This is a genomic window from Variovorax sp. VRV01, assembly GCF_014852545.1.
GTDB classification, from domain to species: Bacteria; Pseudomonadota; Gammaproteobacteria; order Burkholderiales; family Burkholderiaceae_C; genus Variovorax; species Variovorax beijingensis_A.
In genome coordinates, this window is record NZ_JACVBS010000021.1 from 68,747 (window position 1) to 92,578 (window position 23,832).

Consider the following 23,832-nt stretch of genomic DNA (forward strand, 5'->3'; position numbering starts at 1 on the left):
ATGGCGGGCCTCTCACCGTTCGCGGCACCGGTGCCGCTGGATACGGCCGCCCCTGCGGCCCTCGAAACGAACCGGAAGGCGCCCACCAGCGCCTGGTATGCGCTGTCGGTGCTCATCATCGCCACCGTGCTGGGGTCGATCGACAAGGTCATCCTCACGCTGCTGACGGAGCCGATCCGCCAGACGCTGTCGCTCTCCGACACGCAGCTCGGGCTGCTGCAGGGCGCGGGTATTGTGCTGTTCACGGGCATCGCCACCTTGCCGCTGGGTTGGCTCAGCGACCGCTACGACCGGCGCGTGGTGCTCGCGGCCTGCGTGGTGCTATGGAGCGCCGCCACCGCCATGCGCGGCACGGCCATGGACTACGGCGTGCTGTTCGTCGCCTCCGTCGGCCTGGGTGTGGGCGAGGCGGGCCTCACGCCCATCACCAACAGCATGATCCCCGACCTGTTCCCGCGTGCGCAGCGGGTGCTGGCGAATGCGGTGTTCGCGTTGTCGGCCATTTTCGGCAGTGCACTGGGTGCGCTGCTGGGCGGCACCATCGTGCACCTCACCGACGACCTGCGGCCCTGGCTGCCCGTGTCGATGCAGCAGCTCGAAGCCTGGCGCCTGACCTTTTTCGTGCTGGCGTCGGCCGGCATTCCGGTGACGCTGCTGGTGCTGTCGATCCGGCGCACCTCGCGCGGCGGCGCGCAGGAAGCTAAGCCGGCCGTCCCGACCGCCGAGGCGGCGGGCATCACGACCCTGCGCGAGCACCTGCGCCTGCACTGGCGCACCTTCGCGGGCCTGGTGACTGGCGTGGGCCTGACCAGCGTGGGCCTGAGCTCGCTGGGCACCTGGCTGCCGATCGTCACGGCACGCACCTACGGCGTCACGCCGGTGCAGATGGGGCAGGGCATGGGCGTGGCCTTCCTTTGCGGCACGGTGGCCGGGGGCCTGCTGGGCGTGCTGTCGATGCGCTACGTGCAGCCGCGCATGGGGCCGGCCGCTGCGCTGCGCCTGATCATGCTGGGCAACCTCTCGGCGGCGCTGATGTCGACGCTGCTGCTGTTCACGAGTTCGGCCAACCACAACTTCATGCTGCTGGGGCTGCTGGTGGTGCCGCTCATCGGCAGCGCGGTGCTGCTGCCCAACGTGCTGCAGGACGCGGCGCCGCCGCACCTGCGCGCCCGCACCATCGCGATGCTCACGCTGGCCAGCCTGCCCTTCGGCGTGGTGGGTCCGCTGATGGTCGGCATGTTGTCGGATGCCCTCAAGTCAATGCCCAACGGGCTGGCGGTGTCCATCGTCGCGACCACGCTGGTCGGCGGCTGCCTGGGCGCCATGGTGCTGCGCGCCACCGAAGGCCCGTTCGTTCGCCTGATGCGCGAAGCGCAGCCGACCTGACTTTTCTTCCCGCTCCGATCTTTCATCGCTTGTCGTCCTTCCATGTCACAACCCGAATCCTCCGCTTCCCTTCCTGATACCGCTTCCGCACTGGCTGCCATCGACGCGCTGGTGGCGCCCCTGAACCGCAGCGACGCGCCCGGCCTGGTGCTGGGCATCGCGCAGCACGGGCGGCTGCTGTACCGCCGCGCCGTCGGCATGGCCAGCCTGGAGATGGGCGTGGCCCTCACCCCGACCTCGCGCATGCGCATCGCCTCCACCAGCAAGCACTTCACTGCGATGGCCGTGCTGCTGCTGGCCGAAGACGGCCTGCTCGACGTGGAAGACCCGGTGCAGAAATACCTGCCCGAGCTGCCGCAGCTGAGCGCCAACGGCCCCACACTGCGTCACCTGCTCACGCACACCAGCGGCTGGCGCGGCCACGACGAGCTGTGGGCCATCGCGCACGGCCTCACGTTCACCTTGCCCGGCCCGGGCCTGCCGGCCATGGCGCGCCAGCGCGAGCTCAACTTCGAGCCCGGCACGCACATGGTCTACAGCAACGGCGGCTACTTCCTGCTGGCGAAGATCGTCGAGCGCGTGAGCGGCCAGAGCTTCAACGACTTCCTGAAGGCACGCCTCTTCGCCCCGCTGGGCATGGCCGACACGTCGTCGGTGCAGACCGACCTCGACGTGGTGCCGCACATGGCCGGCCTGTACATGCCCGCGCCCGGCGGCGGCTGGCGCCGCGGCATGTACCCGTGCGAACTCGACGGTGGCGGTTCGCTGGTGTCGACGGCGGACGACATGCTGCGCTGGCTCGCGCACATGCACGGCAGCGAAAAGATCGTGGGCAGCGCAAAGAGCTGGGCCCTGTTGTCCGAACCCACCACGCTGTCGTCGGGCTCGAAGGTGACCTATGGCTTCGGCCTCGCGCGCCACCCCTACCGCGGCGTCGAGATCGTCCACCACGCGGGCGCCGTGCTCGGCGCGCAGTCGCAGATGCTCAGCGTGCCGAGCCACGGGCTGCACATCATCGCCATGGTGAACGGCGCGCCGGTGTCGCCGGGGTCGCTGGTCCTCAAGGTGGTCGAGGCGCTGCTGGGCGACACGCTCGCGCCGCCGGAAGTGCGGCCGCTGGCCAGCGACTTCCCCGCGCTGGTCGGCCAGCGCTACCACGCACCGTCGACGGGCAGCCTGCTGAGCTTCGCTGATGTGGGCGGCAAGCTGGGCATGTCGTGGCAGGCCAGCGGCGCGCAGGCGATGCACCAGGGCGACGGCAAGCTCTGGCTGGGCCTGCAGGACATCCCTGTGAACGATCTCGTGATCGAGGCCGGCGACATCGACCCGCGGCGCGCGCCCGACGCGCTCGTGCTGCACGAAGGCGGCCAGCCGCGCCGCTTCGAGCGCCTGCCCGAGACCGCACCCGATGCCGCGACGCTGGCCGACCAGCTGTGCGGCGACTACACCAGTCCCGATCTCGACGCCACCGCGCAGATGGCGCTGGTCGAAGGCAAGTTGCTGCTCACGGTGCAGGGCCGCCACGGCCAGCACGTGTGCGCACTGACGCCGCTGTCGGTCGACGTGATGGTGCTGGCTTCGGCCGACCCGGTGCTGGCGCAGCTGGGCAAATCGATCCTCAACGTGGAGCGCAAGGCCGGCCGGGTCGTGGGATTGCGGCTGGACACGATGCGCACCCGAAACATCCACCTCGCCCGCCAGGAGCCCCGCGCATGAAGTTCTTCACCACCCTGTTCGCCACCGAGACCAACACCTTCGTCTCGGCCCCCACCGGCCTGGGCAGCTACGAGGAATACGGCATCTTCCGCGGCGACGCGAGCACGCGCGATGCGACCGGCTACGGCCTGTACGCGGTCGAGGTGCGCAGGCAACTGGCCGCCGAAGGCCATGAAACGGTCGAGAGCCTGCTGGCCTTTGCCCAGCCGCTCGGTCGTACCGTGCGCAGCGTGTATGAGCGCCTGCGCGACGAAATTCTGGAGGACCTGCGCAAGGCCGTTCCGGTCGACGGCGTGATCCTCGTGCTGCACGGCGCGATGGTGGCCGACGGCTACGACGATTGCGAAGGCGACGTGATCTCGCGCGTGCGCGACATCGTCGGGCCGAACGTGCCCATCGGCGTGTCGCTCGACCTGCACTGCCACTTCACGCAGAAGATGCTGAACGCGGCCGACGCGATCATTTGCTACAAGGAATATCCGCACACCGACGCGTTCGACCGCCTGCGCGAACTGATCCGCATCGTGGTCGATACCGCTGAAGGCCGCGTGCGGCCCGTGACGGCCGTGCACGACTGCCGCATGGTCGGCAAGTGGCACACCACGCGCGAACCGATGGCCGGCTTCGTGCGCCGCATGCAGTCCGCCGAACAGCAGCCGGGCGTGCTCTCCGTATCGCTGGGCCATGGCTTCCCATGGGCCGACGTGCCCGAGTCGGGCGCCAAGCTCTGGGTGGTGACCGACAACGACCCTGCACTCGCCGCGAAGCTCGCCGAAGAACTGGGTCGCGCCTTCTGGGACCTGCGCCACGTGACCGGCGTGCCCTCGCTCTCGATCGAGGAGACGCTCGCCCGCGCCATGGCCACGCCAGACGGCCCTATTGTCATTGCCGACACCGCCGACAACCCCGGCGGCGGCGCCACCAGCGACAGCACCTTCGTGCTGCGCGCGGTGGTCGAGCGCGGCATCGGCGACGTGGCCTTCGGCGGCGTGTGGGACCTGGGCGCCGTGCAGCTGTGCCGCGACGCCGGCGTGGGCGCGAGCTTTGAGCTGCGCCTGGGCGGCAAGTGCGGCCCGGCCTCGGGCGACCCGATCGATCTGCACGTGACCGTGAAGAACGTGGTGGAGGCTCACTCGCAGGGCGGCCTCTCGGGCGTGCGCACGCCCATGGGCCCGTGCGTGTGGGTGCAGGCCGCCGACGGTGTGGATATCGTGCTCATCAGCAAGCGCAACCAGGTCATCGGCGTCGACCTCTTCACGGGCCTGGGCATCGACCTCACGGCCAAGAAGCTGGTCATCGTGAAGTCGGCGCAGCACTTTCATGCGGAGTTCGCCCCCATTGCCAAGTCGGTGCTGTACGTGTCGACGCCGGCCTCGCTGAGCACCGACTTCGCCAACCTGCCGTACCGCGTGCGCGACCTCGACTACTGGCCGCGCTTGGAACAGCCCGGCCGCCCGTACCACATGGCCGCGCCCGGAGAGGTCTATACCGTCGACGGCCTGCGCATGCACCTGCAGCGCAGCGGCCCCGCGCCCGCCAGTGCGTCGCAGCCCACGCTCGTGATCGAAGCCGGCGGCGGCTGCGCCTCGCCGACCTACGCACGGCTGCAGCAGGCGCTGGCGACGAAGCATCCGGTGATCAGCTACGACCGCGCCGGCATGGGCTGGAGCGAGGCCGACGGCGCGCCCTTCGACGGCGAGCGCAACGCGCACCGCCTGCATGCGCTGCTTGAAGCGGCCGGCGTGACGGGCCCGATCGTGCTGGTCGGCCATTCGCTCGGCGGCCTGCTGAACCGGGTCTACGCGGGCCTGTATCCGCAGCAGGTGGCCGGTGTGGTGATGCTTGACGCCAGCCACCCCGACCAGTTCGCGATGTACGAGCACCCGCCCGAAACGCAGTTCGCGGCCGAGCGCGACAAGCGCGCGAACTTCCAGGCCGGCGGCCCGCCGCCGCCGGAGCAGGCGCCCATCGAGGCCCTGTTCGCCGACATGCCGCAAGTGCTGCGCCAGATGAAGGCGACCTACACGCCCGAAGCGCTCGACGCCATGCTGGCCGAAGTGCGCGGCCTGCCGCACGTCGCGCGCCAGGCGGCTGCGTCGCCCGACTTCGGCGCGCGTCCGCTTGCCGTGCTGTGGGCCAAGCAGCAGCCGCTGCCGGCCGGTGCCGACCCGGCGATCGCCGCGGTGCAACAGCGCTGGCCCGAGTTCCAGGAATCGAATGCGGCGCTGTCGACGCAACACCGCCTGGCCTGCATCGAAGGTGCCGCGCACATGACGCTGGTGCTGCTGCCACCGCTGGTGCAGCGCGTGGCCGAGGAAATCGATCGCGTGATGGCGCAGATCGCATCCGGAACCGGCCGATGACGCCGCTGGGCGAACTCACCACGCCCGCGCTGGTGCTCGACGTCGGCGTGCTCGAACGCAACTGCGAGGCGATGGCGCAGCGCGCGGCGCGCCACGGCGTGTCGCTGCGTCCGCACCTGAAGACCGCCAAGTCGGTGGAAGTGGCGCGGCGCGCCACGCGCGGGCAGGCCGGCGGCCTCACGGTGTCGACCGTGGCCGAGGTCGCGTACTTCGCGCGCCACGGCTTCACCGACCTGACCTACGCCGTGGGCATCGACGCGAACAAGATCGAGGCGCTGTACGACATCCAGCGCGCGAGCGGCGCGCGCGTGACGCTGCTGGCCGATTCGATTGAAGCCGTGCAGGCGGCCGGCGCGCGCGCGCGAACGCTGGGCGCCCGCTTCCGCATGCTGCTCGAGATCGACACGGGCGGCGGTCGCGGCGGCGTCGGGCCGCACGACGACGAACTGCTCTCGCTCGCACGCGAAGTGCAGCGCAGCGAATCGCTGACACTCGCCGGCGTGCTCACGCATGCGGGCCACAGCTACCACGTGCAGGGCGGCACGGCGATCCGCGCCATTGCCGAGGCCGAGCGCGCCGGCGCCGTGCATGCGGCCGAACGGCTGCGCGCGGTCGGCATTCCGGTCGAGGTGGTGAGCGTGGGCTCCACGCCCACGGCCGTGTGCGCGCTGACGCTCGAAGGCGTCACCGAGATGCGCCCCGGCGTCTACACCTTCTGCGACCTCGACCAGGTGGCGCGCGGCATCTGCGGCGTGGAAGACATCGCGCTGTCGGTGCTGGCCACCGTGATCGGCCACAACCCGCGCTCGCGCCGCGTGCTCATCGACGCCGGCGCGCTCGCGCTGTCGAAGGACCAGTCTGCGGCCGAGTTCCGCAGAGGCCTGGGCTTCGGGCTGGTGTGCCAGGCCGAGGACACCGTGCCGCTGCCCGGGGTGTGCGTGGCCGAACTGCACCAGGAACACGGGCTCATTGCCTGCGAGGGCAATGCCGATGCACAGGCCATGTTCCGCGCACTGCCCGTCGGCGCCCGCGTGCGCGTGCTGCCGCACCACGCCTGCATGACCGCCGCGCCCTACGACCGCTACCACGTGGTCGAAGGCGTCGGCAGCGGGGTGCAGGCGGTTTGGGACAAGGCGCGGGGCTGGTGAACCGCGGCCTGCAGAGAACCAATTTTTTCGGAGAAGACAACGATGACGAAGACATTTCTTGCACGGCTCGCGGCAGTGGCCGCGCCTTTCGTTCTGGCATTCGGCCTGGGCAGCGCGCCGCAAATCGCGGGCGCCCAGACGCCGCCGGCACCGCAGGCCGCGGCCAGTGCTGCCGCTGCGCCGGCGCCGGTGGCCGTGCCCGAGAAGCCCGCCGCTGCACCTTCTGCCGCGGCCAAGATGGACAACCCCTACGGCGTGGGCGCGCTCTGGTCGCAGAGCGATGCCGTCGCCAAGGCCGTGCTCGCCATCCTGGCGATCATGTCGATGGGCAGTTGGTACGTGATCGTCACCAAGCTGCTTGAGCAAATGCGCATGGGCCGCCAGGCGCGCGCGGTCGACAACGAGTTCTGGAACGCGGGCACCGTGCAGGCCGGCACCGCGCGGCTGGCCGAGGGTAGCCCGTTCCGCTTCATTGCCGACGCCGGCATGCAGGCCACGCAGAAGCACGACGGCTTGCGCGGCAAGGTCGACTTCGCCGACTTCGTCGACCTGTGCATCCACCGCGCCACCGAGCGCGTGCAGCGCCGTCTGAGCAACGGCATGTCGCTGCTGGCCACCGTGGGTTCGACGGCACCGTTCGTCGGCCTGTTCGGCACGGTCTGGGGCATCTACCACGCGCTCACCGCCATCGGCGTGGCGGGGCAGGCATCGATCGACAAGGTCGCCGGCCCGGTGGGCGAGGCGCTCATCATGACCGCCATCGGCCTTGCGGTGGCCGTGCCCGCGGTGCTGGGCTACAACTGGCTCCTGCGCCGCAACATCACCGTGATGGACGACGTGCGCGAGTTCAGCGGTGAGCTGCACTCCGTGATCCTGGCCGGCAGCGCCGCGGTCTGACGCCCGCGCACACGCAAGCGGATCGCGCCATGGCGATGAACATCCCGGCTTCCGGGGGAGACGAGGAACAGGCCATTGCGGCCATCAACACCACGCCGCTGGTCGACGTGATGCTGGTGCTGCTGATCATCTTCCTCATCACTATCCCTGTGGTCAATTACTCGGTGCCCGTCGCGGTGCCGAAAGAGCGCAACGAGGTGCGCGAGAGCAAGCCCGAGACCGTCGTGATCTCGGTGGACGCCGCCGGCCGCACCTACTGGTACGACATGCCGGTGCGCGACACCCCCGCGCTGGTCGCGCGGCTCACCAAGGTGGCGGCGATGAACCCGCAGCCCGAGGTGCACATCCGCGGCGACTGGCATTCCGACTACGAGCCAGTGGGCCGGATCATCTACGCCTGCCAGGCGGCCGGGATCGCCAAGCTGGGCTTCATCACCGAGCCGCCGGCGCGGAACTGACGAGCAGACAGCGAGACAAGCCATGCCAAGAAAAGAAAAGCAGGGGCGGCGCAGTAGCGCGCCCTCCGACGGGCCCCTGATGGACATCAATACCACGCCGCTCATCGACGTGATGCTGGTGCTGCTGATCATGCTGATCATCACCATCCCGATCCAGCTGCATTCGGTGAACCTGAACATGCCCACGGGCAACCCGCCGCCCAGCGACCTCAAGCCCGAAGTGCTGCGCATCGACATCGATGCGCTCAGCGTCGTGCAATGGAACGGCGAGCCGCTGGCCGACCGCGCGGAGATGGAGCGGCGCTTCGAGCAGGTCGCCGCGCAGGCCGTGCAGCCCGAGGTGCACCTGCGCCCCGACCGGCGCGCGAAATACGAAGTGGTGGCCGGTGTGATGGCCTCGGCGCAGCGCACGGGAGTGAGCAAGCTGGGCATCGTAGGCGCGGAGCAGTTCATCCCATGAAGCACTCCCGCAAGGATTTCAATCCCAAGTCCCGCTTCGGGCCGGTCGGCATCGCGGTGATGGTGCTGTTCCATGTCGGCGTGGGCTATGCGCTCGTGTCGGGGCTCGCGCGCCAGACGGTGGAGGCGATCAAGAAGCCGATGGAGGCGACCATCATCAGCGAGATCAAGCCGCCATCGCCGCCCCCCCCACCACCGCCCCCGCCACCCAAGAAGATCGTGCGGCAGGAGACGCTCAAGCCACCGCCGCCGTCGCGCCCGGCCTACGTGCCGCCGCCTGCGGTGACACCGCCGGCCACGTCCACGCCCGCGATCACCGCCGTGCAGAACATCGAGCCGGTGGCACCGCCGCCGGCCGCACCGCCCACGCCGCCCACGCCGCCGGCCCCGCCGAAGGCGACCTCCACCGACATCGCGGTGGCGTGCCCGCGGCAGGTCAAGCCCGAGATGCCGCGCAAGGCACTGGACGAAGGCATCGGCGGCGTGGTGAAGGCCGAGGTGCGCATCAAGGGCGGCCACGTGCAGGAGGTGCGCTTCCTGTCGGGACCGCGCGTGTACCACTCGGCCGTGCGCGCGGCCGTGATGCGCTACGAATGTCAGACCACGGGCGACGCAGAGGTGCTGGCGACGCAGGAGTTCGTGTTCCGCATCGAATAGCCGGCAAGCGACGGCCGCTGCGTTCGAGCGCGCAGGTCTGGGCGATTCATCCGCGCTTCTGCCTCGAGTCGCGGTGGCCATTGTGCGCACCGCCGCCCGCGAGATCGCAGCCGGTCCGGCGGTTCCAGTTCGAAGCAGGAATGACCGTGCACATGTGCGGCCATTTGATCAACGTGGCGCACGTCACGGACTTTTAGGGCAACGCGATCACACGCTCGAAGCTTGCTGTCGCTGTGACGGTCGGCGAGGCGGCGGGCGACTGCGCCCCCCACTCTTGCAACAGCACCAAGCCAACTACCGCCCCGGCGAAGACGGCCCACTGCGCTGACAAGGTTGTTCGCTACGAACCTGCCTCTGTGCCCCCGCAGCTGGTTGCTCGCTGCCTGTGGAGAAGAGGTCGAGGGTCGAGATGTCGCCGTACCGGCTCTTCAGTTAATTCAGCCGGTCACGGCCCAAGGAGCCGGTGCCGATCCCGACCCAGTCGAACGACGTCCTGATGCAGACGGCGCTGGACCAAAAGACGATGGCGAAATTCAAGGCCCTCAAGGGAAAGCGCGTCACGGTGACCGAAACTCTGTTTCCCGCGCACATGGGACACCACTTCACGGGGGGGCCTGGTGCAGCCGACCTCAATCATCGCGGTCAAGCAACCAGCGCAAGCGATTACCTGATGACAGAATTTGGCCGAGGATCACGGTAGGGACGCCCATTGCTGGAGGCCCTTACCGTAATCCTCAGTCTGAAGCAGACCTCGGCAAGCGGCGGCTGCGCATATGCATGCGCTACGCCGTCAGCCTGTGCTCGGTAATACGGCCGCTCGCGGAAGCGTAGCGCCGCGCTCGGCTCACAACGTTTTCTCGATCAGCGCCCCCTTGAAGAGCACCGGCCCGGTCGGACCGCCCTCGCCGGGCACGCCGCCGCGCGGCTCGAGGCTCACGGCCAGTGCCGGCACCGCACGCATATCGGCCTCGTGCGCAGGCAGGCTCAGGGTCCGGTCGCGGCCCAGCACACCGAGCGAGCGCGGCGCGCCGCCCGGGGGCAGGGCCCACAGCTGCAGCGATTTGTCCTCGCCCTCGCGGTAGTTGCCGAGGCGCTGCAGCAGCAGCCGCTGCTTCTTCGGATCGAAGGTCACCAGCATGGATGCGCTGGCGGAGTCATCCGACAGCACTGCCACGTACTGCTCGGCCGGCGCGTTGCGCAGCTGCTCGCCAAACCGGAGCCCGACCACCGTGGCGATCACGGCCGCCGCGACGCCGGCGGCCGCCGCGCCACGCCACAGCGCGAGGTTGCGCAGCCAGCCGCCGCGCGCCGGTACCGATGCCGGTGCCGCAGCGGCGATGCGCTGGCGTCCAATGGCCTGCTGCTGTTGCTCGGCCGCGATCAGATTGCGGATACGTGTCCAGACGACGGGGTCGGGCGCCACGGGTTGCTGCAATTCCGCCATGCTGGCCAGGCGGCTCTGCCAAGCCAGCGCGGCGGCGCGCACCGGTGCCTGCTCGCGCGCCAGGGTCTCGAAGCGGCGGCGCGCGGCAGCGCGCAGCGTGCCCAGCGCATAGCTTGCGGCCAGTAGTTCCAGCAGTTCGGGATGGGCGGAAAACTTCATGGCGATGCCCCTCTCATGTGAACTGCTGCATGCAGCTGCGCAGCTTCTCGAGCCCGCGCCGGATCCAGGTCTTGACCGTGCCCAGCGGCAGCTTGAGTTGCCCGGCCAGCTCGCTGTGGCTGAGCTCGCGCAGGTAGGCCAGGCTCAGCACCTCGCGCTGGCCGTCCTCGAGCCGGCTCAGGCACTGGTGCAGCGCCCAGGCCTGTTCGCTGGCATCGGTGGTATCCATCGGGTTCGCGGCGCTGGATTCGAATGTCTCGGCCATTTGCTCGTCGAACTCCTGCGTCAAATGCGCCCGGTCGGCGCTGCGGCGCCGCAACAAGTCAAGCGATCGGCTGCGCACGATCAGTCCCATCCAGGCCAGCGGCGGGCTCAGCGTGCTGCGGTAGTCGCCGGCTACGCGCCAGATCGTGAGGAAGGACTCCTGCAGCACGTCCTCGGCCCATTCGCGCTGGCGCAGCACGCGCATCGCCAAGCCGAATAGCTTGGGCGAGGTCCGCTCGTAGAGCAGGCGCAGCGCGTTTTCGTCCCGGCGGCCTACAAGGTCGATGAGTGCCATCAGTTCGGCGTCGGGGCTGGAGTCGGGCATGGGCGGATTGTGGCGCATCGGTTGTCACAAGGAGCCATACGACGCAGAACGGCGAACGGATTCAGCGTGCACCGGAAAGTTGAATCCGATCGGGACCGCGCTGCGTAGAGGGACGGGGCCGCGCGTTCGCGAACGAACCAGAGCGACCGCCGGGTCATCCCGCATCACAACCCTGAAAGGCAAATCATGACGATCCTTCACACCCTCGGCGTTCTCGCCGCCGCCATCAGCCTGGCCGCATGCGCGGGCACCGGCATGAACAAGTCGATGGTCTATTCGCAAGCCGGCCTTCCGGACGCGGTCATGGTGCCCGCCGGCCATCGCGTCGCATTGGAAACCGTGGGCGCCGGCGACATCACCTACGAATGCCGTGCCAAGGCGAACGCACCCGGACAGCACGAATGGGTCTTCGTGGGGCCCGATGCCAAGCTGATGGACCGCAGCGGCAAGCAGATCGGCAAGTACTTCGGGCCGCCGGCCACCTGGGAGAGCATGGACGGCTCGAAGCTTACGGGCGCGCAGGTCGCCGTCGCACCGAACGGCAACGGCAACATTCCCTACCAGCTCGTGAAGGCCAACCCGGCCATGGGCAACGGCGCCATGCAGGGCGTCAGCTACATCCAGCGCGTCGCGACGCGGGGCGGCACCGCGCCGGCGATGGCCTGCGGCGCGTCCTCAATGGGCCAGAAGCAGGTGGTCCAGTACCAGGCCGACTACATCTTCTACCGGCCCATGTAACAAGCCCCCAGCGCAGGCTGCGGGTGCAGGACGACTTCGCTTCGTCCTTGCACCGGCTCTCCTTGCTTACTTGGGCAGCAGTACCTTGTCGACCACGTGGATCACGCCGTTCGACTGGTAGACATCGGCGGTGCTCACGGTGGCCCAGCCGCCCTTCTCGTCGCCGACCATGATCTTGCCGCCGCTCTCCTTGGCGGTGAGCGTGCCGCCGGCCGCGGTCTTCAGTGTGGCCAAGCCCTTGCCGTCCATGATCTGGCCGCCCAGTGCGGCGGCGTCGAGCTTGCCGGGCACCACGTGGTAGGTCAGCACGGCGGCCAGCTTGGCCTTGTTCTCGGGTTTGAGCAGCGAGTCGACGGTGCCGGCAGGCAGGGCAGCGAAGGCCGCGTTCGTCGGCGCGAACACCGTGAACGGACCCGGGCCCTTAAGGGTCTCGACCAGGCCGGCTGCCTTGACCGCGGCGACCAAGGTGGTGTGGTCCTTCGAATTGACGGCGTTGTCGATGATGTCCTTGGTCGCGAGCATCGGCGCACCGCCGACCATGACCTGCGCGGAGACAAGGGTGGACCCGGCCGCGATGGCAACGGCCAGGGTGATGGAGGCAAGGCGGTGGAATTGGTTGCGCATGATGGAAGGCTCCTGTGGTTTGAACCGATGCCGGAATGGCGGCGGCAACTGTCCATACGGCAGCTGTGCCCGATCGGATTCGCGGGGCCCTATTTGTTTTCGGTCTCCCTGCTACACCTGCCGCATCGCGGATGATCATGGGCACCGCGCGCGGATCGGGTATTGCGCCGAAGCCTTGGGATGAGGTGCAGCCGAACGCAGAACGAGCGTGAGGGACAGGTTGGTCGACGTGATCGGCGACAACGTCGGTTGCGCGCCGCGTGGGCGAGCTGCGGCTCGGCGTCTACGCGGCGCCGTACTACCTGGAGCGCGCCGAAACGCCCGTGCACCAGAGCGAGATCGAAGACGCCCGCCACCGCATCGCGGGCTACCTGAGCACGCGCAGCGGCAAGGTCGCCGCACTGCGCACGCAGCGGGGCGCCGAGCACATCGAACTGCAGGGCCGCCATGTGGTCGCGGTCGACGACGGCAATGCCTACCTCGCGGCCGGCGTGGCGGGCATGGGCATCCTCTGGCTGCCGCACTACATGGCCGCGCCCCACCTGGCCCAGCGCGAAGCTGCGGGTGTTCATCGACTGGATCGACGAGCTGATGGCGCGCCATGCGCCGATTGCGGCGCTGGGGAAGGCGTGAATCACTCCGGTGACCGGTCGCGCCACGCCTTCAGGATCATCGTCTCGATGTCATGCACTTCACGTCCGACCGCCGCAGCCACGGCTTCCCGGTACGGCGGCATGTTCGTGCATTCGAGCACGATGCGCTCGACGCAGGGGAAGGCCTGCACCAGGTGCACGGCCGCGTCGACGACATTGCGCTGCGCCTCGGCCAGGTCGAGCACGGTGTCGTTGTCCAGGATGCGGCGATGGAATTCGCAGCCCGGGCGCACGCCCATGACCGGCGTTCCCGCGGGCACGCCGGCAGCCTGCAGGATCTGCGGCGTCAGCGATTGCGCGTCGAAGGTGACGATGCCCGGCTGGACGCAGTGCCGCACCTGCAGCAGGCTCGAGGTCAGCACCGGCACGGGCACCGCCTGGGAAAGAACCTCCTGGTAGGCGGCCAGGAAGCCGCAGCTGGTGGTGATCATCGACGCACCTTCCGCCACCAGCCGCACCGCGGCATCGACGAAGGGCTGGACCAGGCGTGGATCGGCTTCTTCGACGATGCGCCTGGGTGACGCACCTTCCACCGCGAGAAAGCGCACCGGGATGCCGGCGCGCGCATAGGTCTGCGGATTGCCGACATCGCCCGGCGGCCGCGGAAAGCGCGTGTCGAGCATCAGCACACCAAGAAAGCCAGGCGCAGCGGCATTCATGTCAAACAAAACTCAGGAGACCGAGGGAAGGGCGCTGCGCCGGTCGATCTTCCGGCTGAGGACGATCGAGGTCTGCGTCTGGTTGATGCCGTCCAGTTGGCCGAGCTGGTCGAGCAGGACATCGAGCTTTTCCGGCGTGTCGCAGCGCAGGAACACCATGTAGTCGAACTGGCCGCTCACGGCCGAAAGCTCCTCGACTTCGGGCACGCGCTCGAGCGCCCGGATCACCGCGGGCGCATTCTTGGCGTTGACGCTGAGCCCGCAGATCGCGCGAACGGCCGCATGCTCGAGCTTGTGGCCCAGGCGCACGCCGTAGCCGGCCACGATGCCTTCGCGCTCGAGCCGCGCAATGCGCGCGACCACAGTGGTGCGCGCGATCTTGAGTTTTCGCGCCAGGTTGGCGGCGGGCTCCCTGGCATTGGCCTGGAGCAGGCTCAGCAGGTGCCGGTCGAGGTCGTCAAGTCTTCCGTCCATCGCGTTGTCTCATGAAGTTCTGGAGTTTGACCGGCATGCTACGGCAGTGCAGTCCAGCCGCGGCCGTCGTGCAGGGAAAGCTCGATGTGCGCATCCTGCAGCGCGTCGACGCAATGCAGGTTGACATTGACCTCCTCGGGGGCCGATCGCGGATGGCAGTGCGTATGAATGCCGCACATGCTGCAGAAGAGATGGCGTGCGCGCATCGTCCCGAAGCGGTAGCTCGACAGCTGCTGCGCGCCCGCGAGCAGGCGGAAGTTCCCGGCCGGCACGCGGTGGTGCAGTGCCGCCTTGCGCACGCAATAGCTGCAGTTGCAGCTCACGCCCTTGTGCGAAGCCAGCAAGAATTCGAAGCGCACCGCGCCGCAGTGGCAGCGCCCCTGCGGCCATGCACCGGCTTCCGCGGGAGCAGCCTCGCCGCCCACTAGGCGATGACGGCGGCGGCAACGGCGGGCTCGGACGCGCCGGCGGACGCCTTGAAGCGGCCGAGGAACGCGCGCGTCGACTCCTGCTGCGGGTTGTCGATGACGATGCCGGGCGGCCCGCACTCCGCGACGACGCCGTCGCGCATGAAGATCACCTGGTCCGCCACTTCGCGCGCAAAGCCGATCTCATGGGTGACCAGGATCATGGTCATGCCTTCCTTCGCGAGGCCCTTGATGACGGTCAGCACTTCTCCGACGAGCTCGGGGTCGAGCGCCGAGGTGGCCTCGTCGAACAGCATGACGCTCGGTTTCATGGCCAGTGCGCGGGCAATGGCCACGCGCTGCTTCTGCCCGCCCGAGAGCTTGTCGGGGTAGTAGTCGGCGCGCTCGAGCAAGCCCACCTTCTGCAGCAGCGCCCGGGCCTCGGCCGCGGCCTGCGCCTTCGGCGTCTTGAGCACCGTGACCGGGCCTTCCATGACGTTCTGCAGCGCGGTCATGTGGGGGAACAGGTTGAAGTGCTGGAACACCATCCCGGTGGAGGCGCGGAACTTCGCGAGCTTGCGCTCGCTCGGCAGCGCGGTGTCGCGTCCGCTGAACTGGATCGCCTGGTCGCCCACGGCGATGCGTCCGCCGTCCGGGACCGTCAGCAGGTTGATGCAGCGAAGCAGCGTGGATTTGCCGGAGCCCGAAGGCCCGATCATCGCGACCACCTGGCCGCGTTCGATCCTCAGCGAGATGTCCTTGAGGACCACGTGGGCGCCGAAGGACTTTCGAAGGCCTGCGATCTCGATCACGGTGGGTGTCGTCATCTCAGGCTTCCCTGGCAACGCCGTATTCCATGCGCTTGGCCCAGATCGTGATGGGCAGCAGCACGGCGAAATAGGCGATCGCGATGAAGGTGTAGAGCTCCAGCGGCCGGTAGGTGTCGTGCGCGATCACCTGGCCCTGGTACAGCAGGTCGGGCACGGCCAGCACCGAGAGCAGCGAAGTGTTCTTCAGCTGCATGATCGACTGGCTCATCAGCGGCGGCACCATCTTCTTGAACGCCTGCGGCAGCAGGATGCGGCGAAGCAGCTGCAGGCGCGTCATGCCCAGCGCCTTGCCGGCTTCGGTCTGGCCGGACTCGATCGAGATGATCCCGCCGCGCACGATCTCGGAATAGAACGCGCCGCCATAGAGCGTCAGGCACAGGGTGGCGGCGGCCGTGGCCGAGAGCTCGAGACCGGTGAGCACGGGCAGCGCGTAGTAGAACCACACGAGCTGCACCAGCACCGGTGTGCACCGGAACACCTCGATGTAGGCGCGCAGCGGCGCGGTGATGTACGGGTTGGTGGACAGGCGCCCCAGGCCAGTGACCACGCCCACCAGCAGCCCGAGCACCACGCAGACCACCGTGAAGAGCAGCGTGTAGAGCAACCCGCTGATGAGCAGCGAGCGGTACTTCCAGAGCACCGCGAAGTCCCAGTCGTAGCCGGCGGAGGCCGCGCTTGCGCCGGCGAAGTGCTTGACCAGCGCCCAGGCACCGGCCAGCGCGAGAACCACCATCAGGGCCATGCCCAGGCGAGAGCGCGAGCGGGGCGCCCCCTGCGATTCGGCGTATTCCATGGCCCGGGCTCAGAACTTGATTTCGGAAGGGAAGGCGCTGGCGGGAACGCCGGCGAGTTTTTCCATGTTCTTCAGGATCACGCTGCGGACCTCGCCCTTGGCGCGAACCTCGCCCAGCCAGGCATTGACGGCCGCCTGCATGGCCGGATCGGCTTCCTTGCGCAGGCCGATGCTCACGGGCGCCGTGTAGATCGGGCTGGGAATCTGCATCACGCCCACGTTGGCGCGCTTGGCCAGCAGCGGCTGCGCCAGCAGGATCACCAGGATCTGGCAGTCGGCGCGGCCGGCCTGCAGCGCGAGCGTTGCGGAGCCCGAGTTCTCCAGCCGCTGGACGTCGGCCTTCGGCAGGATGCGCGTGGCGAGCTGGTCATGGCTCGAGCCCACGTCGACCACGATCTTGTTCTCGGGCGCGTTCAGCTGCTCCCAGGTCTTGGTCGGAAAGCCCTTCTTGCACACGGCGGTGTAGGTGTTGTCGAACAGCGTGTCGGAGAAGTTCACGACCTCCTTGCGCGCCGGCGTCGGCGCCATGCCGAACATCGCGTCGATCTTGTTCGACTGCAGGTCGAGCACCGCGTTGCCCCAGGTCGTTTCCACGTATTCGACCTTGGCGCCGAACTTCCTGGCCAGGCTCTCCGAGAAGTCGGGCCCGAAGCCTTCCCACTTGCCCGTGACCAGATCCTTGCTGAAGTACGGAATGGCCCCGGCGATCGCGCCCACCCGCAGGACCTTGGTCCGTTGGACGCGGGTCATCGAGCTTTCCGGCTCCTGGGCGACGCTGAGGGTGAGGGTGCATGCGCTCGTCAGCGCGAGGAGGGTGCGAAGGATCGCTCGTTTTGTAGTCATGGGGTCTCCAAGCAAAAAGCTCGCCATTTGAATAGGAAGGAAGGCTTCGACTCGCGAATGAAGTCTAGGAGCCATGATAGTCACGAGCAATGCGGCAGTTCGTCAGGATCGCGCGAAGTTTTCGTCATACCGTCACCGCGGGCATGCGAAACGACCATTTCCGTTGGGCGGCGCCTGAATGTCCTGGTCGCACATGGGCACGACCGGGGTGCCAGATCGGTGCACTCCGTCTTGTTCGGGTGCGGATGCGCTGGCGGCTTCAGCCCAGGAAGCGTGAAGGCCGGAACGGCGCGGGATCGAAGGCGCAGGCTTCGCCGGCCATCATCGCGCCAAGGAGCGCGGCCGTGCCCGGGGCGGTGTTGAAGCCGATGTGCTGGTGGCCGAATGCGAGCCAAAGGCCTGGGCGGCCCGGGCATTCGCCGATGACCGGCCGGCTGTCCGGCAGCGTGGGGCGGCTGCCGAGCCAGGCTTCCTTGTCAAGGCGCGCCTCGAGCGGAAACGCCTCGCGTGCGGCGCGCTCCGCCAGATCGAGCTGCGCGAGGTTTTTGGGTGCCTCGCGGTCGGCCAGCTGCACGCCGGTGGACAGGCGCAGGCCCTGTTCCATCGGCGACAGCACATAGCCGCCGCCGGTGTCGTAGACCGGCCGACCGAGCATGGCCCCGCCGGCAGCGCGGTAGTGCATGTGGTAGCCGCGCTCGTACGCCATCGGCACCGACAGGCCCAGGGCCTTCTTCGCGAACTCCCGGGTCCACGGCCCCAGCGCGAGCACGATGCGCGAGGCCTCGTGGCGCGTGCCGCCGTCTTCGCTCAGCTGCCAGGCATCGCCTGCTTCCGAGCGGCGCAGTCCGCCGATCGATGCCTGCCGGACGCGGCCTCCGCGGGCAATGAAAAGCCTTGCATAGGCATCGACCACCTGGCCCGGGCTGTCCACCGACGCCGTGTCCTGGATCCACAGCGCGCGCGGGAACAGCGGCTTCAGATGCGGCTCCAGCTGCGCGAGTTCTTGCGCATCGAGCAGCTGCGTGGCGATGCCGAACTGCTTGAAGGTGTCCCGCGAGAGCTGGCCGCCGAGAAAGCCTTCCTCGCTGCGGTAGAGAAAGAGCCAGCCCGTGGTGCGCAGGCGGTGCGCCGCGTCCGCTTCGCCCAGCAGCCGCAGGTGCTCCGACGTCGAAAGCCGGATCAACGCGTCGAGCGCCGCGGTCGTTTCATGAAAGACCGCCGTGCGCGTGTTGGCCAGGAACTTCAGCGCCCACGGCAGGTTCTTCGCGAGGAAAAGCGGGTTGTAGCGAAAGCCCGCGGAGTTGTTCTTCAGCAGCCTGGGAAGCGAGGACCACAACCCCGGATGGTTGAACGGCATCAGCGAGCTGCGAGCGATCACGCCGGCATTGCCGTAGGAGGTCTCGCGGCCCGGCGCGGCGCGGTCGAAGACCGTCACGTCGAAACCCCGCCGCTGGAGCTCGAGGGCACACGACACGCCGACGATTCCGGCGCCGAGCACGGCAACAGTGTTCTTCATTCAGGCCAATCGGTTCATTCGCCGAAAAGTCTATCGTGAACCGTTGGTGCCGCGATCCGATCTACAGATAGGCCACGTCTTCCGGCGCGAGTGCCAGCGGATCGAGCTTCTTTTTCGCGAGCCAGGAATACACGGGCGGCACGCGGTCCGCGAGCGATTCGATGTGGATGTCGATCAGGCAGGGGCCGTCATAGGCGAAGGCTTCATCGAGCGCCCGGATCAATTCATCGGGCGTGGCGGCCGTCCAGGCCTTGATGTCGAAGGCCTCGGCAATGGCCTGGCCGCGCGGCGGCAGGAAGTCCACGCCAAGGCATTCGTCGTGGCCCTTGAGCCGGTGCAGTCCCTTGATCCAGCCGAAGCAGCCGTTGTTGAAGAGCATCAGGAGCGCCGGCACCTTCTTGCGGACCAGCGTCTCGAGCTCGCCGACAGCCATGTTGAAAGAGCCGTCGCCGAACATGCCGATGGGCCGGCGCGTCTTGTCGGCATACCAGGCGCCGACCACCGCGGGAATCGCCGAGCCCAGGCCGCCGAAGGCGCGCGGTATCACGAAGCGCGTGCGGCGGTCGCCGATGCGCAGGAAGCGCGTCATGTAGGGCGTGGGCGTGCCGGCGTCCGAAAGAATGTGCACGGCCCGCCCGTACTTTTCGAGCTGCCTGCCGAACTCGCGCACCACACGCTCGGGCCGCAGCGGCACGTCGTCCAGCGAGAGCACGCCCTCGGCGTGGTCCCAGAAGTTTGCGCGGTAGGCATTCAGGTGGTCGACCCAGGGCGTGTGCTTCGATCCATCGAAATCGACGGGCGCTTCGCTCAGGATCTGCGTGAGGACCAGTTGCGCGTCCGCGGCGATCGACAGCAGGTTCTCGTAGTTGTTGGCAAGGCGCTCGGGGTTGATGTCGATCTGCACCACGCGCTTGTTGAGCGTCATTCGGGGGAAGGTCCAGCCCACGGTGACGACCGAGCCCATGCGCGAGCCGACGAAGATCACCAGGTCCGATTCCTCGAGCGCGCGGTTGGCATGCGGATGAAAGCCGTTGTCGCCGATGACGCCGATGGCCAGGCGGTGGTCGTCGGGCAGCGCACCCTGGCCCGTGATCGTGTTGACCACGGGCACGTTGAGCTTCACGGCCACCTCGGTGAGCGCGCCGCCGGCGCAGGAGCGGTTCACGCCGCCGCCCGCGACGAACAGCGGCTTCGAGGCGTTGCGCAGCAGCGCGAAGAGTTCGTTCACCTTGCCAGGCGCGGGGGCCGTCGGAAAGGCCGGGAAGGTCCTGCATTCGGGCTCGGCGTGCAGCGAGATGGCGCCGGGATCGATCTCCGCCAGCAGCATGTCTTCCGGAATCTGCAGGTGCACGGCGCCGGGCGTGCCGGAGCAGGCCACGCGGAATGCGCGGCGAACGATCTCGGGCAGTTTCTCGGGCGACTTCACCTGCACCGACATTTTCGTGACGGGCTCGAACAGCCTGGCGCAGTCGAGCTCGGTGATCATGCCGCGGCCCTCGCCCGGCAAGGGCAGGTCGATGGTCAGCAGGATGACCGGCACCGAAGACGCATTCGATTCGGCCAGCGGGGGCAGCGAATACATCGCGCCGGCGCCCGAGGGGCATTCGAAGATGCCGGGCTTGTCGGTCAGCCGCGCGTAGGCGTCGGCCATGTAGCCGGCCGAGCGCTCGTCGCGGGCCATGACATGCTCGATGTCGCCCTGGCGGCGCTGCAGCGCCTCGTAGAACGGCACGTTGGTGTCGCCGGGCACACCAAAGAGCACGTCGACGCCGTAGTTGATCAACATCTGCACGAGCACGTCTGCACCACGCATGGCAAAACTCCAGTCCGGGTTTAAAAGGAAAGAGAGACAGGGCCGGGCCGGGGCGTTGTGCGCCCCCGGGGCCGCGGCTTGCGCGAAGCGCTCAGGCTTCGGCGAGTTCCGGCCGAGAAGGGCTGGAGGCGCTCACGCCGAGCCCCTGGTAGTAGTGGCTCACGCGCGTCGAGAGAAAGGCCTCGAGCGGCACCTGTTCCTGCCCGACGAAGCCTGCGCGGGGCAGCGTGCCCTGCAGCAGCAGCTCGAACACGCCGACCACGCCGGCGGCCGTCGTGAGCTCGATGGCGGTGCGGTCCTTGCCGCGAAGCCTGGCGCCGAACACGCGGCCCAGGCGGGTCTCCTGTTCGAACCGGCCGCCGCGCATGCCCGAGGCCGAGGCGAACACGATGACCACGTCTTCGCGGCTGTGCGGCACCGCATGTTCGAGCACCTGGCGCAGCAGGTCGCGGCGCTCGATCAGGCGCAGGTCGTGCAAGAGGAAGTTCATCGCATCGCGGTGGCCCGGATAGCGGATGGTCTTGTAATCGAGGTTGCGCACCTTGCCGCGCAGTGTCTCGCACAGCGTGCCCAGTCCGCCCGAGGTGTTGAAGGCCTCGAAGGCTTCTGCATCGAGCGTGAAGGTCTCATGGCCCTCCAGCGGCTGCACCGACACGACCTGGCCGTTCACGATCGCATCGCAGGCGTTGCAGTATTCGTTGATGACGCCGTCGATGCTCCAGGTGAAGTTGTAGCGCAGGCTGTTGGTGGCATTGCGCGTGAGCGCGCCGACGCGCAGGCGCAGGTCGTAGAGTTCGTCGAAGTGCCCCGCCAAGTGGCCGCCGAGCATGCCGATCACGCCGGGTGCGAGGCCGCTTTGCGGCATCAGCACCGACGTGGCTTCACGGGACAGCTGGCGGATCGCATGCGTGGCCGCCACGTCTTCCGTGAGGTCGAAGTAGTGCACGCCGAGCCGCGCGGCCTGGGTGGCCACGCGCGCCGCCAGGAAGAACGGCAGCGCGTTGATGACCACGGTGTGCGAGGCCAGTTCGCCGGCCAGCGCCGCCTCGTCCTCGACGTCCAGCGTGATCTGCCGCACCAGCGGATCATTGGACGGCGTGCCGGTGCGCTGGTCGGCCAGCGTCACCGGGATGCGGTGGTATTCGGCGATCATGTCCGCCACCGTGCTGCCCACCTTGCCCGCACCCAGCACCAGAACATTCTTGACTTGCAGCTTCGACATTTTGTTTCTCCAGAAAGGAGCTCAGGCTCCATGGAGAAAATGTAGAAGCGAAGGCTGGCAGGCGGTAGAGAGCAGAACGGCGAAGGCGCGGTTCGTTTCGCCGTTTCGACGAAAGCGCGTGACGTTTCGAAGGCCTCAGGCCTCGGGCCGTCCGCGGTGCAGCAGCAATCCCGGCGCATCGAGCTGCGCCGTCAGGATGTTCCCGTGCGTGGAATCGGTCACGTAGAGCGTGCTGCGGTCCTTGCCCCCGAAGGCAAGGTTGGTCGTGGAAGCCCCCGCCGGTCCCCGAAGCACGACGACCGGCTCGGCACGGGCGTTCAGCAGCCAGACGTAGCCCAGGCCCGGGTTGGCGACGATCACGCGCCCTTTTGCATCGACCGCCAGGCCATCGGGGCCGCTCGGGCCGTACGAGGTGAAGAACTGGCTCACCTTGGCGACGCTGCCGTCGGCCAGCAGCGGCACGCGCCAGACGCAGTTGCCGCGCGTCACCGCGAGGTAGAGCAGCCTGCCGTCGGGCGAGAGCGCCACGCCGTTCGGGCTGGGCACGTTGCCCAGCAGCAGGTCGAGCTGGCCGTCGGGCCGCAGCCGGTAGAGGCGGCCCGTGGGATCGTGCAGCCCGGTCTGGCCCTGGTCGGTGAAGTAGATGTTTCCCTGCGCATCCAGCACCAGGTCGTTCACGCCCTTGAAGCGCTCGGTGTTGCGCCGCTGCAGGTGAGGCGTGACGGCACCGGTGCGCGCGTCGACGCGCATCAGGCCGTTCTTGTAGTCGGTGACGAGCAGCGTGTGCGCGTCCAGGAACTTCATGCCGTTGGGCTCGCCGTCGTATTCGGCCACGAGCGTCCATGCGCCGGCCGGGTCGATGCGAAAGATGCGTCCGAACGGGATGTCGGCCACGTACAGGTTGCCGGCATCGTCGAACACCGGCCCTTCGAGAAATGAGTCGGTGGCCTGGCCGCCCCGGTTGGCGTCGGCCCAGGCGCTGGGTTCGCGCCGGCGCAAGTCATCAGGCATGCGCGTGAACACTTCGAGGTCTCGAACTTCGGGGGGCTGAAGAAGGAACAAGGGAGTCTCCGTCGCGGCACGGGCCGCAATCAGGGTTGGCCGAAGCCGTAGAGCCTCGCCGGGTTGTCGACGAGGATACGGTCCATCACGCCATCGTCGCCGCACCAGGCGCGCAGCACGTTCACCAGGCCGGCATCGTCGACCGTGCCCGGCGCCTCGGTGGTGTGGGGCCAGTCGCTGCCCCAGAGCATGCGCTCCGGCGCAGCCCGGACCAGCGCACGGCCCAGTGCCTGCGCGTCGCCGTAGGCCGGGGCGCCTTCTCGCGAGCGCATGTAGACGCCGGAGAGCTTGACCCAGGTGTTGCCCTTGTCGAGCAGCCGGTGCAGCGTGGCGAAGGCGGCGCCGGCCGCACCTTCTGCGGGATCGATGCGTGCCATGTGATCGACCACGAGCGGGGTGGGCAGGGCCTCGAGTAGCGGCGCCAGTTCGACCAGCTGCCCGGGGTGGACGAAGACCTGGATGTGCCACCCCAGGCGCGCCGCCTTGCGCGCGAGCGCCGTCAGCATGTCCGCCGTGGTGGTGCCCCAGGATTGCGGCGTCACGAAGTTCACGCGCAATCCGCACACGCGCTGCGCCGCGAGGCGCTCGAGCTGCGCGTCGTCCACCTCGGCGCCGACCACCGCGACGCCGCGCGCGCTCGTGCCGAGCTGCGCCAGCGCGTCGAGCATGCAGGCGTTGTCGGTGCCATAGGTCGACGGGTTCACCACGACAGTGCGCGACGTGCCCAGCCGCTCCTGGAGCTGGCGATAGGCGGCGACCTCGGCGCGCGGTGGCTGCCGCTTCCAGTGCCGCGAGGGCGCGAAGCGCGGATCGAAGATGTGCATGTGGCTGTCGCAGGCACCTGCGGGCAGCGCGCGCGAAGGGCGCTCGAGCCCGACCGAATGCGGCACGGGATGCGTGAGCGGGAGATCGGCCATCGGCG

24 protein-coding genes and 1 pseudogene are annotated in these 23,832 nt (G+C 68.5%); 11 read left to right on the top strand and 14 right to left on the bottom strand.

What is annotated here, in order from left to right; translation table 11 throughout:
* The 9 genes from IB278_RS28290 (at position 1) to IB278_RS28330 (ending at position 9,784) form a co-directional block, all read left to right on the top strand.
* Positions 1-1,386: an MFS transporter gene (locus IB278_RS28290; protein WP_145744111.1), complete on the top strand. Its 1,386-nt coding sequence runs from the start codon at positions 1-3 to the stop codon at positions 1,384-1,386.
* A gap of 42 nt (positions 1,387-1,428) precedes the next feature.
* Complete coding sequence (locus IB278_RS28295; protein WP_192327070.1) at positions 1,429-3,102, top strand: serine hydrolase domain-containing protein; 1,674 nt, start codon at positions 1,429-1,431, stop codon at positions 3,100-3,102.
* Entirely contained in the window at positions 3,099-5,465 is a 2,367-nt protein-coding gene (locus tag IB278_RS28300) for an alpha/beta fold hydrolase (RefSeq protein WP_192327073.1), read from the top strand. Before IB278_RS28295 ends, IB278_RS28300 begins: the two co-directional genes overlap by 4 nt.
* A complete protein-coding gene (locus IB278_RS28305) occupies positions 5,462-6,613 on the top strand; it encodes an alanine racemase (RefSeq protein ID WP_192327076.1) in 1,152 nt (383 codons plus the stop codon). The genes IB278_RS28300 and IB278_RS28305 overlap by 4 nt, the downstream gene beginning before the upstream one ends.
* Positions 6,614-6,655: 42 nt before the next feature.
* Positions 6,656-7,510 (top strand): MotA/TolQ/ExbB proton channel family protein, encoded by an 855-nt coding sequence (locus tag IB278_RS28310; protein WP_145744118.1) that lies wholly within the window; start codon positions 6,656-6,658, stop codon positions 7,508-7,510.
* Between the two features lie 29 nt (positions 7,511-7,539).
* Positions 7,540-7,968: an ExbD/TolR family protein gene (locus IB278_RS28315; protein WP_145744120.1), complete on the top strand. Its 429-nt coding sequence runs from the start codon at positions 7,540-7,542 to the stop codon at positions 7,966-7,968.
* A gap of 22 nt (positions 7,969-7,990) precedes the next feature.
* Positions 7,991-8,428 (top strand): ExbD/TolR family protein, encoded by a 438-nt coding sequence (locus tag IB278_RS28320; protein WP_145744122.1) that lies wholly within the window; start codon positions 7,991-7,993, stop codon positions 8,426-8,428.
* Positions 8,425-9,084: an energy transducer TonB gene (locus tag IB278_RS28325; RefSeq protein ID WP_192327079.1), complete on the top strand. Its 660-nt coding sequence runs from the start codon at positions 8,425-8,427 to the stop codon at positions 9,082-9,084. The genes IB278_RS28320 and IB278_RS28325 overlap by 4 nt, the downstream gene beginning before the upstream one ends.
* Positions 9,085-9,547: 463 nt before the next feature.
* Positions 9,548-9,784: a DUF4431 domain-containing protein gene (locus IB278_RS28330; RefSeq protein WP_192327082.1), complete on the top strand. Its 237-nt coding sequence runs from the start codon at positions 9,548-9,550 to the stop codon at positions 9,782-9,784.
* Positions 9,785-9,928: 144 nt separating this feature from the next.
* On the opposite strand, the gene IB278_RS28335 is transcribed toward IB278_RS28330, so the two are convergent.
* Together IB278_RS28335 and IB278_RS28340 are read right to left on the bottom strand one after the other, a co-directional pair.
* Positions 9,929-10,687, bottom strand: a complete 759-nt coding sequence (locus tag IB278_RS28335) for an anti-sigma factor domain-containing protein (protein ID WP_192327085.1) — start codon at positions 10,685-10,687, stop codon at positions 9,929-9,931.
* A 13-nt stretch (positions 10,688-10,700) separates the two neighbouring features.
* The gene (locus IB278_RS28340) at positions 10,701-11,276 is read right to left on the bottom strand and encodes an RNA polymerase sigma factor (protein WP_370878903.1); all 576 of its coding nucleotides are present in this window, start codon (positions 11,274-11,276) and stop codon (positions 10,701-10,703) included.
* A 186-nt stretch (positions 11,277-11,462) separates the two neighbouring features.
* Between IB278_RS28340 and IB278_RS28345 the strand changes: the two genes are divergently transcribed.
* Positions 11,463-12,014: a DUF3455 domain-containing protein gene (locus IB278_RS28345; protein ID WP_192327088.1), complete on the top strand. Its 552-nt coding sequence runs from the start codon at positions 11,463-11,465 to the stop codon at positions 12,012-12,014.
* A 66-nt stretch (positions 12,015-12,080) separates the two neighbouring features.
* On the opposite strand, the gene IB278_RS28350 is transcribed toward IB278_RS28345, so the two are convergent.
* Positions 12,081-12,638, bottom strand: coding sequence for a fasciclin domain-containing protein (locus IB278_RS28350; RefSeq protein WP_192327091.1), 558 nt, complete (start codon positions 12,636-12,638; stop codon positions 12,081-12,083).
* 208 nt (positions 12,639-12,846) lie between these two features.
* Here IB278_RS28350 and IB278_RS34335 point away from each other — a divergent pair.
* Positions 12,847-13,271: pseudogene (locus IB278_RS34335) on the top strand (LysR substrate-binding domain-containing protein); the annotation flags it as partial.
* Between the two features lies 1 nt (position 13,272).
* Here the strand turns inward: IB278_RS34335 and IB278_RS28360 are convergent.
* The 11 genes from IB278_RS28360 to IB278_RS28410 form a co-directional block, all read right to left on the bottom strand.
* Positions 13,273-13,950, bottom strand: coding sequence for an aspartate/glutamate racemase family protein (locus IB278_RS28360; protein ID WP_192327093.1), 678 nt, complete (start codon positions 13,948-13,950; stop codon positions 13,273-13,275).
* A gap of 12 nt (positions 13,951-13,962) precedes the next feature.
* Positions 13,963-14,424, bottom strand: coding sequence for an Lrp/AsnC family transcriptional regulator (locus IB278_RS28365; RefSeq protein ID WP_047787395.1), 462 nt, complete (start codon positions 14,422-14,424; stop codon positions 13,963-13,965).
* Between the two features lie 38 nt (positions 14,425-14,462).
* Positions 14,463-14,783 (bottom strand): GFA family protein, encoded by a 321-nt coding sequence (locus tag IB278_RS28370; protein ID WP_318646720.1) that lies wholly within the window; start codon positions 14,781-14,783, stop codon positions 14,463-14,465.
* Between the two features lie 65 nt (positions 14,784-14,848).
* Complete coding sequence (locus tag IB278_RS28375; RefSeq protein WP_225613223.1) at positions 14,849-15,658, bottom strand: amino acid ABC transporter ATP-binding protein; 810 nt, start codon at positions 15,656-15,658, stop codon at positions 14,849-14,851.
* A 1-nt stretch (position 15,659) separates the two neighbouring features.
* Complete coding sequence (locus IB278_RS28380) at positions 15,660-16,454, bottom strand: amino acid ABC transporter permease (RefSeq protein WP_145744140.1); 795 nt, start codon at positions 16,452-16,454, stop codon at positions 15,660-15,662.
* Positions 16,455-16,463: 9 nt separating this feature from the next.
* Positions 16,464-17,297 carry a transporter substrate-binding domain-containing protein gene (locus tag IB278_RS28385; RefSeq protein ID WP_192327099.1) on the bottom strand — a complete coding sequence of 278 codons (834 nt, stop codon included), beginning with the start codon at positions 17,295-17,297 and terminating at the stop codon, positions 16,464-16,466.
* A 259-nt stretch (positions 17,298-17,556) separates the two neighbouring features.
* Positions 17,557-18,813, bottom strand: coding sequence for an NAD(P)/FAD-dependent oxidoreductase (locus IB278_RS28390; protein WP_192327102.1), 1,257 nt, complete (start codon positions 18,811-18,813; stop codon positions 17,557-17,559).
* A 61-nt stretch (positions 18,814-18,874) separates the two neighbouring features.
* A complete protein-coding gene (locus tag IB278_RS28395; protein ID WP_192327105.1) occupies positions 18,875-20,626 on the bottom strand; it encodes a thiamine pyrophosphate-binding protein in 1,752 nt (583 codons plus the stop codon).
* Between the two features lie 91 nt (positions 20,627-20,717).
* On the bottom strand, positions 20,718-21,848 hold the full coding sequence (locus IB278_RS28400) for a saccharopine dehydrogenase family protein (protein ID WP_192327108.1): 1,131 nt from the start codon (positions 21,846-21,848) through the stop codon (positions 20,718-20,720).
* Between the two features lie 135 nt (positions 21,849-21,983).
* Entirely contained in the window at positions 21,984-22,910 is a 927-nt protein-coding gene (locus IB278_RS28405; protein ID WP_192327111.1) for an SMP-30/gluconolactonase/LRE family protein, read from the bottom strand.
* 29 nt (positions 22,911-22,939) lie between these two features.
* Positions 22,940-23,827 carry an amidohydrolase family protein gene (locus IB278_RS28410; protein ID WP_192327114.1) on the bottom strand — a complete coding sequence of 296 codons (888 nt, stop codon included), beginning with the start codon at positions 23,825-23,827 and terminating at the stop codon, positions 22,940-22,942.
* Between the last annotated feature and the right edge of the window lie 5 nt (positions 23,828-23,832).

What these genes read in the sequence shown, in the direction of transcription:
- IB278_RS28320 (WP_145744122.1), top strand. Translation starts at nt 7,991, where the DNA reads ATGCCAAGAAAAGAAAAGCAGGGGCGGCGCAGTAGCGCGCCCTCCGAC.
- IB278_RS28340 (WP_370878903.1), bottom strand. Translation starts at nt 11,276, where the DNA reads ATGCCCGACTCCAGCCCCGACGCCGAACTGATGGCACTCATCGACCTT.
- IB278_RS28295 (WP_192327070.1), top strand. Translation starts at nt 1,429, where the DNA reads ATGTCACAACCCGAATCCTCCGCTTCCCTTCCTGATACCGCTTCCGCA.
- IB278_RS28380 (WP_145744140.1), bottom strand. Translation starts at nt 16,454, where the DNA reads ATGGAATACGCCGAATCGCAGGGGGCGCCCCGCTCGCGCTCTCGCCTG.
- IB278_RS28300 (WP_192327073.1), top strand. Translation starts at nt 3,099, where the DNA reads ATGAAGTTCTTCACCACCCTGTTCGCCACCGAGACCAACACCTTCGTC.
- IB278_RS28375 (WP_225613223.1), bottom strand. Translation starts at nt 15,658, where the DNA reads ATGACGACACCCACCGTGATCGAGATCGCAGGCCTTCGAAAGTCCTTC.
- IB278_RS28335 (WP_192327085.1), bottom strand. Translation starts at nt 10,687, where the DNA reads ATGAAGTTTTCCGCCCATCCCGAACTGCTGGAACTACTGGCCGCAAGC.
- IB278_RS28290 (WP_145744111.1), top strand. Translation starts at nt 1, where the DNA reads ATGGCGGGCCTCTCACCGTTCGCGGCACCGGTGCCGCTGGATACGGCC.
- IB278_RS28325 (WP_192327079.1), top strand. Translation starts at nt 8,425, where the DNA reads ATGAAGCACTCCCGCAAGGATTTCAATCCCAAGTCCCGCTTCGGGCCG.
- IB278_RS28310 (WP_145744118.1), top strand. Translation starts at nt 6,656, where the DNA reads ATGACGAAGACATTTCTTGCACGGCTCGCGGCAGTGGCCGCGCCTTTC.
- IB278_RS28350 (WP_192327091.1), bottom strand. Translation starts at nt 12,638, where the DNA reads ATGCGCAACCAATTCCACCGCCTTGCCTCCATCACCCTGGCCGTTGCC.
- IB278_RS28365 (WP_047787395.1), bottom strand. Translation starts at nt 14,424, where the DNA reads ATGGACGGAAGACTTGACGACCTCGACCGGCACCTGCTGAGCCTGCTC.
- IB278_RS28410 (WP_192327114.1), bottom strand. Translation starts at nt 23,827, where the DNA reads ATGGCCGATCTCCCGCTCACGCATCCCGTGCCGCATTCGGTCGGGCTC.
- IB278_RS28395 (WP_192327105.1), bottom strand. Translation starts at nt 20,626, where the DNA reads ATGCGTGGTGCAGACGTGCTCGTGCAGATGTTGATCAACTACGGCGTC.
- IB278_RS28385 (WP_192327099.1), bottom strand. Translation starts at nt 17,297, where the DNA reads ATGACTACAAAACGAGCGATCCTTCGCACCCTCCTCGCGCTGACGAGC.
- IB278_RS28400 (WP_192327108.1), bottom strand. Translation starts at nt 21,848, where the DNA reads ATGTCGAAGCTGCAAGTCAAGAATGTTCTGGTGCTGGGTGCGGGCAAG.
- IB278_RS28390 (WP_192327102.1), bottom strand. Translation starts at nt 18,813, where the DNA reads ATGAAGAACACTGTTGCCGTGCTCGGCGCCGGAATCGTCGGCGTGTCG.
- IB278_RS28315 (WP_145744120.1), top strand. Translation starts at nt 7,540, where the DNA reads ATGGCGATGAACATCCCGGCTTCCGGGGGAGACGAGGAACAGGCCATT.
- IB278_RS28305 (WP_192327076.1), top strand. Translation starts at nt 5,462, where the DNA reads ATGACGCCGCTGGGCGAACTCACCACGCCCGCGCTGGTGCTCGACGTC.
- IB278_RS28360 (WP_192327093.1), bottom strand. Translation starts at nt 13,950, where the DNA reads ATGAATGCCGCTGCGCCTGGCTTTCTTGGTGTGCTGATGCTCGACACG.
- IB278_RS28345 (WP_192327088.1), top strand. Translation starts at nt 11,463, where the DNA reads ATGACGATCCTTCACACCCTCGGCGTTCTCGCCGCCGCCATCAGCCTG.